The organism is Mesorhizobium sp. MC2-1-1 (assembly GCF_057597255.1).
Genome location: NZ_CP195205.1, coordinates 5,888,498 through 5,901,873 on the forward strand (window position 1 = coordinate 5,888,498; position 13,376 = coordinate 5,901,873).

12 protein-coding genes are annotated in these 13,376 nt (G+C 60.1%); 11 read left to right on the forward strand and 1 reads right to left on the reverse strand.

What is annotated here, in order from left to right; all coding sequences use genetic code 11:
- Position 1: 1 nt before the first annotated feature.
- The 7 genes from ACR64R_RS28795 to ACR64R_RS28825 are packed head-to-tail and all read left to right on the forward strand — an operon-like array spanning position 2 to position 6,827.
- Complete coding sequence (locus tag ACR64R_RS28795; protein ID WP_487359596.1) at positions 2-1,210, forward strand: DegT/DnrJ/EryC1/StrS family aminotransferase; 1,209 nt, start codon at positions 2-4, stop codon at positions 1,208-1,210.
- Positions 1,210-1,947 (forward strand): cysteate racemase, encoded by a 738-nt coding sequence (gene cuyB, locus ACR64R_RS28800; RefSeq protein WP_487362574.1) that lies wholly within the window; start codon positions 1,210-1,212, stop codon positions 1,945-1,947. Before ACR64R_RS28795 ends, cuyB begins: the two co-directional genes overlap by 1 nt.
- 33 nt (positions 1,948-1,980) lie before the next feature.
- Positions 1,981-2,973 carry a taurine ABC transporter substrate-binding protein gene (gene tauA / locus ACR64R_RS28805; RefSeq protein WP_487359597.1) on the forward strand — a complete coding sequence of 331 codons (993 nt, stop codon included), beginning with the start codon at positions 1,981-1,983 and terminating at the stop codon, positions 2,971-2,973.
- A 59-nt stretch (positions 2,974-3,032) separates the two neighbouring features.
- Complete coding sequence (locus ACR64R_RS28810; protein WP_487359598.1) at positions 3,033-3,824, forward strand: taurine ABC transporter ATP-binding protein; 792 nt, start codon at positions 3,033-3,035, stop codon at positions 3,822-3,824.
- Positions 3,821-4,690, forward strand: a complete 870-nt coding sequence (locus ACR64R_RS28815) for an ABC transporter permease subunit (protein WP_487359599.1) — start codon at positions 3,821-3,823, stop codon at positions 4,688-4,690. The genes ACR64R_RS28810 and ACR64R_RS28815 overlap by 4 nt, the downstream gene beginning before the upstream one ends.
- Positions 4,691-4,708: 18 nt before the next feature.
- Positions 4,709-5,995: a histidinol dehydrogenase gene (hisD, locus tag ACR64R_RS28820; protein ID WP_487359600.1), complete on the forward strand. Its 1,287-nt coding sequence runs from the start codon at positions 4,709-4,711 to the stop codon at positions 5,993-5,995.
- A gap of 58 nt (positions 5,996-6,053) precedes the next feature.
- Entirely contained in the window at positions 6,054-6,827 is a 774-nt protein-coding gene (locus ACR64R_RS28825) for an alpha/beta fold hydrolase (RefSeq protein WP_487359601.1), read from the forward strand.
- A gap of 262 nt (positions 6,828-7,089) precedes the next feature.
- On the opposite strand, the gene ACR64R_RS28830 is transcribed toward ACR64R_RS28825, so the two are convergent.
- Entirely contained in the window at positions 7,090-8,115 is a 1,026-nt protein-coding gene (locus tag ACR64R_RS28830; RefSeq protein ID WP_487359602.1) for a helix-turn-helix domain-containing protein, read from the reverse strand.
- Positions 8,116-8,194: 79 nt separating this feature from the next.
- Between ACR64R_RS28830 and ACR64R_RS28835 the strand changes: the two genes are divergently transcribed.
- From ACR64R_RS28835 to ACR64R_RS28850, 4 genes are all read left to right on the forward strand, one after another.
- Positions 8,195-9,427, forward strand: a complete 1,233-nt coding sequence (locus tag ACR64R_RS28835; RefSeq protein WP_487359603.1) for an ABC transporter substrate-binding protein — start codon at positions 8,195-8,197, stop codon at positions 9,425-9,427.
- Between the two features lie 66 nt (positions 9,428-9,493).
- A complete protein-coding gene (locus ACR64R_RS28840; RefSeq protein ID WP_487362575.1) occupies positions 9,494-10,414 on the forward strand; it encodes a carbohydrate ABC transporter permease in 921 nt (306 codons plus the stop codon).
- On the forward strand, positions 10,414-11,265 hold the full coding sequence (locus ACR64R_RS28845; protein WP_487359604.1) for a carbohydrate ABC transporter permease: 852 nt from the start codon (positions 10,414-10,416) through the stop codon (positions 11,263-11,265). The genes ACR64R_RS28840 and ACR64R_RS28845 overlap by 1 nt, the downstream gene beginning before the upstream one ends.
- Complete coding sequence (locus ACR64R_RS28850) at positions 11,262-13,373, forward strand: alpha-galactosidase (protein ID WP_487359605.1); 2,112 nt, start codon at positions 11,262-11,264, stop codon at positions 13,371-13,373. Before ACR64R_RS28845 ends, ACR64R_RS28850 begins: the two co-directional genes overlap by 4 nt.
- The last annotated feature ends 3 nt before the right edge of the window (positions 13,374-13,376 follow it).

Here is a 13,376-nt window from a genome sequence, read left to right on the forward strand (position 1 = left end):
CATGGCGCGTCCTCGGTTTTCAGGCAACTTCACACAGCAGCTTCCAATCCCGGAAAAAGCGATTGCGGCGGCCATTGAGGTGATGCGCTCCGGCCGGTTGCACCGCTACAACGTCGCGCCGGGAGAAGAGAGCGAGGCCATGGCCTTGGAGCGGGAGTATGCTGCCTGGCAGGGCTCACCCTTTTGCCTAGCCGTTGCGTCGGGCGGCCAGGCGATGCAGATCGCGCTGCGCGCGGCTGGTGTTCAACCTGGCGAAACCGTCCTGACGAATGCCTTCACGCTTGCACCTGTGCCGGGCGCCATAGCCGCGGTCGGCGCTAGTTCGGTATTGGTCGAGATCGACGATGACCTGGTCCTTGATCTCGGGGATCTTCGTCGCAAAGCAATGCGTTCGGGCGCGCGCTATCTGCTTTTGTCACACATGCGCGGCCATATGTGCGACATGGAGGCTCTAACGGCTCTTGCTACCGAATACGGCCTCACGCTGATCGAGGACTGCGCTCATACGATGGGTGCGCTCTGGAACGGACGCCGCTCCGGCTCTTTCGGTCTCGCAGGCTGTTTCAGCACGCAGACTTACAAGCACCTGAATTCAGGCGAGGGAGGGCTGCTGACCTCCAGCGATGCCGAGTTCATGGCCCGCGCCACAATCCTCTCGGGCTCCTACATGCTCTACGAACGCCATGGCGCGGGACCTGGCGCCGAAGCCTACGCTGAGGCGCGGCTCGACACACCAAATATGTCGGCGCGCATGGACAATCTGCGGGCAGCTCTGCTGCGCCCGCAACTGCGCCACATCGAGGAGGCGATTATCGCCTGGAACGAACGCCATGATCTGGTGGCCGACAAGTTGGCCGCAAGCCCCGCGATCCGCATTCCGCGCCGTCCCGCAGCCGAGCGTTATGTAGGTTCATCGATCCAGTTCCTCATCCCCGGCATCTCGGCCCAGACCGCGCACGACTTCATAAAGCGCCTCGCCGACGTCGGGGTCGAGGTGAAGTGGTTTGGTGCCAAAGCGCCGGTCGGCTTTACCTCGGATCATCATAGCTGGCGCTACGCGGGCGCCCAAGATCTACCGCGCACAGACGCAATCCTGGCAGGGCTTTTCGATATGCGGCTGCCGCTGACCTTCAGCCTCAATGATTGTTCGCTGATTGCCGATCACATCCTCGATGCCGTTGCAGCCGTCTCGGCAAAGGTCGAGGCATGATGCGTCGCGTCGGCATCCTAGGTGGAATGGGGCCGGAGGCGACGATCCTGGTCATGCAAAAGGTTCTGCAAGCGGTTCGGGCCGCCGACGATAGTGATCACGTGCCTCTGATCGTCGACCAGAACACGCAAGTGCCTTCACGCATTCGTCACCTTGTGGAGCGCACCGGCGCCGACCCCGCGCCCGTCCTTGCGGACATGGCGCGTCGCTTGGTCTTCGGCGGCGCAGAGGCTTTGGCGATGCCGTGCAACACCGCGCATTATTATGCGCCAGCAATCCGTGCCGCTGTCGCCGTGCCGTTCCTCGACATGATCGAGCTGGCTTGCGACCGCGCGGGATCGCTGGCCGGTCCGGGCGCCCGCATAGGCATCCTTGCTTCACCGGCTGTGCGCAAGGTTGGATTGTTCGAACAACAGCTGGCCGCGCGTGGCCTGACAGCGGTCTATGCCGATGACGGGCCGGCTTTGCTTGCCGCGATCCGCCGCATCAAGGCCGAGGGTCCGAATGAAGCGGTGCGCGAAACGCTTCGTGCCGCTTCAGCCGGCCTGATGGCGCTGGACTGCAATGTGCAGATGATCGCATGCACCGAATTCTCGCTGATCGCCGATGCAGTGGCTGATGGCGCGATCGCCTTCGACACGCTCGACTGTCTGGTTGAGGAGATTGTCGCCTTTGCTGCCAAAGACCCGAAAACGGCCGGGGCGACGACATCCGAACGCTTACAAAACAAGAGCTAAACGCCAAACGATGCCAACAATGGAGGAAAGACAATGACATCGAACTTGAGAAAGACGGCCCTACTTGCGGCGACCGCCATTATGTTATCTTCGGGTATCGTTCAGGCGGAGAGCTTGACGATTGCCACGTTCAGCGATCCGACACCCATGAATGCGGCACGTGCACAGCACGAGTTCGAGAAGGCCACCGGATGGACGATCGACTGGCGCGTCTTTGATTCGGGAACAGATGTGATCGCGGCGATGGCGTCGGGTGATGTCAAGGTGGCCGAACTCGGTTCGTCGCCGCTGGCTATTGCGGCCACGCAGGGCGTCGATCTGAAGATGTTCATGATCTCCTATGCGATCGGCGATTCGGAGAGCCTGATTGCACGCAACGGATCAGGTATCGACAAGCTTGCCGACATCAAGGGCAAGCGCGTGGCGGTTCCGGTCGGGTCAACCGCGCATTTCTCCCTGATGGGCGCGATTGCCCATGCTGGAATGCAACCCAGCGACCTGACCGTGATGACAATGAAACCTGATCAGATCGCGGCCGCTTGGGGCCAGGGTACGATCGATGCAGCCTTCATATGGCCGCCGGCGCAGACGGAGATTCTCAAGACCGGCAAGAGGATCGTCTCTGCGAAAGACACGGCTGCCTGGGGCTATCCGACCTTCAACGCCTGGACTGTAAATTCAGAATTCCTTGCGTCCCACGAGAAGGAAGTCGTGGCGTTCGCCAAGGCGATGAACGCGGCGAATATGGCTTATCTCAAAGATCCCGCCGCCTGGACGCCAGCAAACGAACAGGTGAAGCAGATTGCCAGCGTGACCGGGGCAACGGCCGACCAGATCCCGGAGATTCTGAAAGGCTACACCTTTATACCTCTGCAGGAACAAGTGACGGACAAGTGGCTTGGCGGCGCGGCAAAATCGATCAAGGCCACTGCCGAATTTCTCAAGGCCGCTGGTCGGATAGACACTGTTGCGGACGATTATTCCAAGTTCGTGACCAGCACGATCGCGCAAGAAGCGCTGAAGTGATTGGACTGTCCTGCCTGGCCATGAGCCGGGCAGGACAGAGCGCTGCCTTGGGAGGAGCCATGCGCCTGAACATCGATGAGGTCTCTGTGGTCTATCCCGCATCCGACGGGCGGCCGCCGGTTTCGGCGCTAAGCAAGATCGACCTGGAGATCGGAGACAAGGAATTCATCGTTGCCCTGGGCGCTTCAGGCTGCGGCAAGTCGACGTTGCTCAACCTTATCGCGGGATTTCTCTCTCCGACATCGGGGCAACTTACCCTTGACGATATGCCGGTATGTGGTCCTGGTGCCGACCGTGCGGTTGTATTCCAGAAACATGCGCTCCTGCCGTGGCTAAATGTGCTCGACAATGTGGCCTTCGGTCTTCGCATTCAGGGCGTTGGCGCTGCGGCGCGCAATGAGACGGCCAACCGGTTCGTCAAGCTTCTCGGGCTGGACGGATTCCAGAAATCCCCCGTCTATAAGCTGTCGGGCGGCATGCAGCAGCGCGTCGGCATCGCACGCGCGCTCACCTGCAACCCTAAAATACTGTTGATGGACGAGCCGTTGGGCGCGCTTGACGCCCTGACGCGCGAGAAGGCGCAGGAGCTGATCCTGAACATCTGGAACGACACTGCCAAGTCGGTATTCTTTATCACCCATAGCGTCGAAGAGGCGCTGTTCATGGGAACAAAGCTTATCGTGATGTCACCCCGGCCGGGGCGCATCACCCACAGGTTCGATCTGCCTTTCTCGCGGCAAGTCCTGGCTGGCGCTGCCGCTCGGGCGGTCAAGGCCTCGTCCGACTTCATTCGACTACGCGAACAGGTTTTGGAAATCATCTTCGCCGATGAGGAGGCGGTGGCGACATGAATGAGCACAGGCCCCCCCGTGCGGCGCAGGCACCTGGTATCACAGGGCGCCTTTCTCGAGCGCGCCCAACCAAGCCAGGAGAAATCTACGGCGTTCCGGGGCAGGGCAACACGCTCTGGCTCTCGGCCCTATCCATAGCTTTCTTCTTCTTTGTCTGGTGGCTGGTAACCGAGATGGGCTGGGTCAAGCCGCTTTTCGTGCCCTCGCCAGTCTCGATTGTCAAAAAATTCCTGGAGATCTGGAATGGCGGGTTCACCGGCACGCCGTTCGTCGACCATGTGGTGATCTCCACGGCAAGGGTGTTCGGCGCGTTCCTGCTTGCCTGCGCAATTGGCCTGCCACTTGGCCTGGCGATGGGCATGAGCCCGGTTGTGCGCGGCATCTTCGACCCGCCGATCGAATTCTACCGGCCGATACCGCCGCTGGCATACCTGCCCTTGATGATTATCTGGTTTGGCATCGGCGAGACCTCCAAGGTGCTGCTGATTTTCCTGTCGGTCTTCGCACCGGTCGTGCTCGGAGCCCGTTCTGGAGTGCGCTCCGCGGCAATCGAGCAGATCCATGCGGCCTATTCCTTCGGAGCGACGCGCTGGCAAGTGATGCGGCACGTCATCCTGCCATCGGCCTTGCCCGAGATCCTTACGGCAATGCGGATTGGCATTGGCTTCGGCTGGACCACGCTTGTCGCCGCAGAGATGGTGGCTGCCACTAAGGGCCTTGGTTACATGGTTCTGTCTGCAAGCCAATTCCTGCAGACACCCGTTGTGATCCTCGGCATCTTCATCATAGCCATCATTGCTTTCGCATTCGACCTTCTCATGCGCTTCCTCGAACGACGGCTCGTTCCCTGGAAGGGCAGGATGTAACCGGAAAGCTCAAGCCGCATGAAATACCTCAAGAAAGCGCCGCGCGGGGTCGAGAGCGATCATCCCGACGTACACGCCGTGGTCCAGCAGATGCTGTCCGAGATCGAGATCAAAGGCGAAGGCGCAGCGCGTCGCTACGCCGGTGAACTCGATAAGTGGCACGGCGATATCGTCGTTTCGAAGGAGCAGATAAGTAAGGCCGCGGCCCTGGTGCCGGATCAGATCAAGGCCGACATCAGGTTCGCCCATGAAAATGTGCGCCGCTTCGCAGAGGCGCAACGAGCCACGGCAACAGACTTCGCGGTTGAGATCCTGCCCGGCCTCACAGCGGGACAGAGACAGATCCCTGTCTCGGCAGCAGGGTGCTATGTCCCTGGCGGACGTTACAGTCACGTGGCGAGCGCAATCATGACCATCACCACGGCGAAAGTCGCAGGGGTGTCGCATATCGCAGCATGTTCGCCGCCCCGGCCGGACGTCGGCATCCCGCCTGCCATTCTTTACACGATGGACCTGTGCGGCGCCGATATCATCTTGAATATAGGCGGCGTCCAAGGCGTGGCCGCCATCGCCAACGGTCTGTTTGGTGCAAGGAAGGCCGATATCATCGTGGGACCTGGCAACCAGTATGTCGCCGAGGCCAAGCGCATTCTGTTCGGCAAGGTCGGGATCGACATGATAGCTGGCCCGACCGACAGCATGGTGATCGCCGACGAAACAGCGGACGCTGAATTGGTCGCCGCCGATCTGGTCGGCCAAGCCGAGCACGGCTGGAATTCGCCGGTGTGGCTTGTAACCTCGCATGCTGGCCTTGCAAGAAAGGTTATGTCGCTGGTGCCGGAACTGATCGCAACGCTGCCCAAGCCAAATTGCGACAGCGCCCGCGCTGCGTGGGAGGATTTTGGCGAGATAATCCTGTGCGTTGACGCCGAGGAGATGGCGAGCGTTGCCGATGACTACGCGCCAGAGCATCTGCATGTCCAGGCCCGCGATCTTGATTGGTGGCTTAAACGCCTGCGAGCCTATGGATCGCTGTTTCTCGGAGAAGAAACGACCGTCGCTTTCGGTGACAAGACATCCGGCCCCAATCATGTCCTGCCCACTTCAAGGGCGGCTCGCTATACCGGCGGGCTGTCGGTGCACAAGTTCATGAAAACCGTGACATGGCAGCGTGCCACGAGAGCGGCGGCACGGCCGCTGGCCGAGGCGACCGCGCGCATATCGCGCCTCGAGGGGATGGAGGGCCATGCCAGGACCGCCGATATCCGGCTCGCAAAGTTCTTCCCGGTGAGAGCCGCAAACTGAGCACAGCGAATATCATTCCCGAGCCGATCGACACGATCAGAAGAAGTTGGGGGAGGGGTTGCAGAGGCTTTCGTTCCGACGAAGGGGCAATGGACCGACACTGGTCCTTTTGCACGGATTTCTCAGCGGCAGCGCAATCTGGTTTGGGCAGTTGCGCGCCTTCGCCGCCATGCGCGATGTCGTCTGTCCCGACCTGGCAGGCTTCGGCGCCAGCGAGGCGCTGAGTGCGCCCGACACCATCGAAGGTCACGCGCGAATGGTATTTGAGTTACTAGACAGCCAGGGTTTTGCCGAGTTCGACCTTCTTGGTCATTCCATGGGCGGAATGGTCGCGCAGGAAATGGCAAGGCTCGCGCCCGAGCGCGTACGCAGCCTGATCCTGTATGGCACGGGCCCGCAAGGCGTGCTGCCGGGTCGCTTCGAAACCATCGGCCAATCGCGTGAACGTTTCCTGCGAGCAGGGGTGGCTGACACGGCGGCTCAAATCGCGGCCACTTGGTTTCGCCAAGGCGAGCGGGCACAAGGTTATGCTCTGTGCAGGTCGCTCGGTCGCAAGGTCGGCATGCAGGCTGCGCTGGCTAGCCTGACAGCCTGGGAAGGTTGGGACGGACGCGCCGCGTTAAGCACAATGCGCGCAAGGACGCTCATCATCTGGGGCAGCCATGACCGATCTTACGAATGGTCGCAACCCGAAACGCTATGGCGTGTCATTCCGGGTGCGGACCTGGCGGTCGTGCCAGGGGCGGCGCACAACGTGCACTTGGAAAAGCCACGCTTTTTCAACGCGCTCGTTGCCGATTTTCTATCGTCCTTCCCTTCCAAGTCAGCATAGACGTTGCTGACTGATCTAGGTGAATTCTGAAAAGGCACTGGCCGCGAACCCGCAAGGCCGACCGCGCGCAAATCGCCCCTCGAAGGGATCGAAGGTCATGCCAGGAGCTCGGATATCCGGCTCGAAGAATTTTAGGCGCGTTGATCGGCAACAGGTTACGGCATGGCCTTTTGTGTGCCGTCTGCTGCAGCTTTTGCAAGGGGCGGACGATCCCATGGTTTGGCTGCTGAAGCTTGAGCAGGCCTGCGGCGGTTCTCGCAAACTACTCCCGGCGAGAGCCTGTCTCGGCTGCCGCTCTTATCTGCCTTGAGGCCTTTGCCAGGTGTCGACGGAAGGCCCCCGGGCGGTGGCCAAATCTCTGGGTAAAAGCTTCATAGAAGCGAGACAGAGAGCCGAAGCCGGACTCGAAAGCAACGTTTGCGACCGGCATATCGGTCGCGATAAGCAGCGACTGTGCGGTGTCGAGTCGCTGGCGGACGATCGACTGATTGATCGTCAGGCCGACTGCGCGCTTGTAGATCGTCATTGCGTAATTGGGATGAAGGTCGACTGCTCGGGCAACGTGTTCGACGGTAATCTCCTCGAGCGCATGCTCGCTGATAAACCGGGCCATGCGCTCGACATGCAATATCCTTGCGGCCTCGCCATGGCCGGCAGCGCTGATGGCAATCCCTGAGTCTCGAAGATCTCGCCACCCCTCTCTGTCAAGCCGCCTCACACGCGCAGTCAACTCGTCGCGCACGATTTGCTCCAGCGCCTTGTCTTCCGACAGCAACTCGTCGCGCCAGCGCCTGAAGATGTCACGATCGTAGTCGCGTATGTCGAGCGCTTCGATCATAGCGCCCCTGAAAACAGCATCACGCAAAGTGCTGAGGCTTGGAAGGCCAAGAAACACCGACATCGGTACGTAAAGGCATACAAAACGCGTTGGCTCGTCGATGTCCACGACCTGGTGAGGAATCATTCCCCAAAACAGTACGAGACGGCCAGCAGACACTGTCAGTTCGCGCCCGTCGAACCAGTAAGTCATGCGGCCGCCGAGGACGAAGTTCAGCTCGATCTGGCTGTGCATATGGGGACCGGGCATTCGCATCACCCGATCGCTTGAACCAGCACAGAACCGGTGATCGCCGAACACAACGAGAGGATGTGCCGGGTCCAGCTCGGGATGTACCGGGACACTTTCGTCCTGAGAAAATCGCATCGATAAGCCCGGATGAATCTTAGGAAACCGGAAGAATGCCTGCGAATGTCGGTAGAACCTTACGGCATTCACGGTCAGATTCAAGCCGTTCACGCTCCTTGACCGTAAGGCAGCGTGAAGATGGTGGCACCTCGGGAGGGCGCCACTTCCAGGGAGGAACAACATGAAGAATTTCAGATGGCAGGCCGGGCTGTTGCTCGGCTTTGCAATTACGTGTGCGCCGGCCTTGGCGGGCGAGGTCGTAATCAATTCCGACCAATCCGACCCGGCGCCGAAGAAGGCAATGGAGCAGCTCATTGCCGACTTCGAGAAGGCAAACCCCGGCATAACCGTCAAATGGAACAATTTTGACCACGAAGGCTACAAGGCCGCGATCCGTAACTTCCTGACTGCCGACCCGCCGGATGTCGCCGCCTGGTATGCAGGCAACCGAATGGCCCCCTTCGTCAAGAGTGGTCTTTTCGAAGATGTGACCGACGTCTGGAAAGCCAACGGTCTCGACGACCAGTTGAAGTCGGCTGCCTCGGCAATGACCATCGATGGTAAAAAATGGGGCGTACCCTACACTTACTATCAATGGGGAATTTACTACAGGAAGGACGTTTTTTCAAAAGAAGGGATAACTCCGCCCAAGACATGGGAAGAATTGATTGCGGCGAGCGCGAAGCTGAAGGCCGACGGCATCACGCCCTTCGCAATCGGCACCAAGGCGCTGTGGCCAACGGCCGGCTGGTTCGACTATCTCGATCTACGCGTCAATGGCTATGAATTCCATATGGATCTCACGGCGGGAAAAGTGCCCTATACTGACCCGAAGGTGAAAGCGGTGTTCGCCAAGTGGGCAGAGTTGGTAAAGCCCGGGTATTTCCTGGAAAACCATGCGGCGCTTGACTGGCAGGATGCCATCCCGCAATTCGTGCAGGGCAAGGCGGCGATGTACCTGATGGGGAATTTCGCGGTTGCCCCCATGAAGGCCGGAGGCTTGAAGGAAGATCAGATAGGCTTCCTGCAATTTCCTGAAATCACAGCCGGTCTTCCGAAGGCTGAAGACGCTCCGACCGACACTTTCCACATTCCATCGGGCGCCAAGAACAAGGATGACGCGAGGAAGTTCCTGGCCTTCCTCGCTTCGCCAGAGGCCCAAACGAAAATGAACGACGTTCTCGGGCAGCTTCCGGTCAACAACAAGTCGGCCAAGCCTGGCGATCATTTCCTTGAGGCAGGCTTCACCATGCTGGCGGGCGCCCATGGCTTGGCCCAGTTCTACGATCGCGATGCGCCGGCTGAAATGGCCAAGGTCGGCATGGAAGGCTTCCAGGAGTTCATGGTCAAGCCCGACAGCATCGACAAGGTCCTCGATCGTCTAGAGAAGGCGCGGCAAAAAATCTACAAGTAAACGCCCGATCGAATGGAGCCGGGTTTCTATTTTCTGACCCGGCTCCTCATTTCAACCTTGGCCGTCATGGTGAGCGCTGTGCGCGTATATCAAAACCCAGCCGCTGGGTTCTGGAAAAGCCGTCAGCAACAATTGGCGCCATGGCTTTTCCTGGCCCCCGGCTTGCTGTTTTTCGCGCTTTACGTGATAGTTCCCGTCTTCCGGTCCATCTGGATAAGCTTCTACGACTGGGATGGGCTCTCGACGCCGACCTGGATCGGCCTTTCGAATTATCGCGAATTGGCCAGCGACGACGCTTTCTATACGTCGTTGAAGAACAACATCTTGTGGCTTGTGCTTTATCTTCTGGCGGTGCCTGCCGGCCTCTGCGTCGCGCTGTTCCTTAATCAGACAGTGACCGGCATTCGCCTCTATAAGTCTCTCTTCTTTTTTCCGTTCGTCATCAGTCAGGTCGTCGTCGGCCTGATCTTCACCTGGTTCTATGCCCCGAACTTTGGTCTCTTTTCGAAGCTGGTCGAACAGCTTACCGGAGAGCGCGTGGCCATCCTGGCCGACGAACGCTTCGTCACTTTCGGCATTATCGCCGCCGGCCTTTGGCCGCAGATCGCCTATTGCATGATCCTGTACCTGACCGGCCTGAACAACATTAATCCAGAGCAGGTCGAGGCTGCGCGGATGGACGGCGCCAAGGGCTGGTCGATGCTTTGGAACATCGTCATCCCTCAACTAAGGCCGGCTACCTTTATTGCCGTCGTGGTCACGGTCATTGGCGCGCTTCGATCGTTCGATCTGGTTTCGATCATGACGGACGGCGGGCCGTACGGATCAAGCCGCGTCCTTTCTTTCTATATGTATGAGGAGGCGCTGTCGGAATACGGCTACCGGATGGGCTATGGCGCCGCCATAGCGGTTGTTCTTTTCGCCATCATGATGCTGTTCATCACTTTCTTTATTGTGCGCATGCTGCGGCAGGAAGGGAGCGCGTGATGTTTCCGACACCTGTCCAGAAGGCTCAGCCATGGGTTCGCGCAGGCTACCAAGCCGGTCTGCCGCTGGCTTTGACCATCTGGCTGCTTCCGTTGATCGGGGTGGCCGTGACTTCGGTACGCCCGGCCGGCGATCTCGCGGCGGGCAACTATTTCGGAGTGCCGTCGGGTTTTGCAGGAGTAGAGAACTATACAGCCGTCTTTCGCGATTCGCCGATCGGCTGGTACATACTCAACTCGTTCAAGGTGACTATCCCTACGGTTATTGGCGCGGTCGCACTATCCTGCCTGACCGGTTTCGCGCTCGCGGTCTACAAGTTCCGGGCTAATTTGCTGATCTTCTTCTTGTTTGTGGCCGGCAACTTCATTCCGTTCCAGATACTTATGGTGCCGGTCCGTGACATGACACTCAAGATCGGGCTTTACGACACCACGCTGGGTTTGGTGCTGTTTCACGTCGCCTTCCAGACTGGCTTTTGTACGCTGTTCATGCGCAATTTCATCAAGGCCCTGCCATTCGCTTTGATCGAATCAGCGCGCGTCGAGGGCGTGTCGGAATGGAAGATTTTCCGATACATCGTGCTGCCGCTGACGCGCCCGGCGATTGCCGCCCTCGCGGTGCTGATCTTCACGTTTGTGTGGAACGACTATTTCTGGGCGACAGTGCTGGTGCAAGGTCAGAACGCGATGCCCGTAACCGCCGGCCTCTATTCCCTAAACGGCCAATGGGTCGCCGCCTGGCATCTGGTGTCGGCGGGCTCGATCGTCGCGGCACTGCCGCCTGTAACCATGTTCTTTCTCATGCAGCGGCATTTCATTGCCGGGCTCACCCTTGGGGCGACCAAGGGATGAGCCGCCTGGTCGCCCTCGGCAACGAACACCTGCAGCTTGCCCTCGCGCTGCCGGGCGAGGGTATGCCCGAGATTCTGTATTTTGGCCCGCAGGCGGCCGCCGACGATATCGCCGCTCCTGCCGAGCGCGCCAGCCGTATCAACGGCATGGATCGTTCGGTGCCGAGCGCCGTGATGTTGCCCGTCTGCGGGCTTGGGTTCTTCGGCTGGCCGGCGCTGGCTGGGCATCGCGACGGTCGTGATTTCCTGATCCACTTTGAAGGCTGGCAGGTCGAGCAGGAAGAAATGGACACGGTGCTGCGCGGCCTTGACCCAATCGCCGGTCTCGCCATCGTAATCGAGTTTACGATCCACCATTGCGGCGTCTTCGCCAGTGCTGTCACGCTGACCAATGTTGGGGCCAGCGCCTACACGCTCGACCGCTGCATGTCAGCAAGCATGTTGGTGAGCGAAGGCCCTGCCGTACTGACGAGCCTTGGTGGTATGTGGGGCCGGGAGTTTCGCCTTTCATCCGAGCCACTCGGCCGCGGCATGTGGGTGCAAGAGAGCAGACGTGGCCGCACGTCCCATGATCGTCACCCAGGCCTCTTCGTGACCGTTGAGGGCATCGCCTATGGCATTCATGTTGGCGCCAGCGGCAACCACCAACTCACTGTCGATCCTCTCGAAGATGGCCGCCGCCTCATCCACGCCGGTGAGCTTTTCGAACCGGGCGAAATTCGGCTGGAACCCGGGCAGGCCTATCACAGCCCTCGTGCCTACCTAACCGCGTCGCGCGACGGGATCGCGGGGGCGGCCGCAAGGCTGCGCGCCGTGGTCGATGAATCGGTGCTCCACTGGCCGGGGGCCCACATGCGAGCTCGCCCTGTGACGCTCAATACCTGGGAAGGCACTTATTTCAATCACCGACTGGACATACTGAAGGCGCAGGCCGAAGCCGCGGCAAGGCTCGGTATCGAACGCTTCGTGCTCGACGACGGATGGTTCGGCAGGCGCGACGACGATACCTCCTCGCTAGGCGACTGGAGGGTCGACCCGAGGAAGTATCCAGCGGGCCTGGCCCCGCTCATCGATCACGTCACCGGGCTTGGCATGGAATTCGGCCTCTGGTTCGAACCCGAGATGGTCAATCCCGATTCCGACCTCTATCGCGCCCATCCAGACTGGGCGCTCAAGGTCGCTGGCAGGCCGCAACCGACCTCGCGCAACCAACAGGTGCTCGACCTCACGCGGCCTGAGGTCAGCGACTACCTGTTCAAGCATATCGATGAGATACTGTCGTCATACCCGATATCCTACATAAAGTGGGACATGAACAGAGATCTCACCAACCCTGGTGGGGCCGATGCAAGAGCCGTTACGGCAAGACAGGTGCGGGCGGTACACGCGTTGATGGACCGCGTGCGGAAGCATCATCCCGCGGTCGAGATCGAGAGCTGTGCCTCGGGCGGGGGCCGCGCCAACTACGGTGTGCTGGAGCGCACCCACCGCATCTGGACCTCCGATTGTACCGACGCGCTGGAGCGCCTGGAAATCCAGCGCGGCGCCATGCACTTTTTCCCGCCGTCGATCCTGGGTGCGCATGTGTCGGCCTCGCCCAACCACCAGACAGGACGCCGCCATTCACTATCCTTTCGCGCAGTGGTCGCGCTTGCCTTTCACCTTGGCATCGAACTCGATCCCCTGGCACTGACGCACGACGAGCGTAGCGAGTTGTCGGGTTGGATCGCACTTCACAAGAAGCTGCGTCCGTTGCTGCATGCGTCCGGCGCTGCATTCTCTGAATATCCCATAGACGGGCGCCATGTCTGGGGTGCGGCGGACGCGAACCGAATTGTTGTTTTTGTTGCGCAAGGGCCGGCAATGCTTGCAGAGCAGCCTCCGCCGCTGCGCGCCTCCGCCCCACGCGCCCTCGCCGGGCGCTGGCGCATCGCAGCAGCGCATCCACCCATGCCCGGCTTCATACGGATTTCTGCCAGCCAACAGGCGCTGCTTGATGGCAACGGCGATTTCAGCCTGGAGACGCTGCGCCGCGTGGGCCTGACGCTTCCTATGCTACGCCCCGAAAGCGGGGTCATTCTCGAAATCGAACCCGTCGGAGGAGCTTGAGCC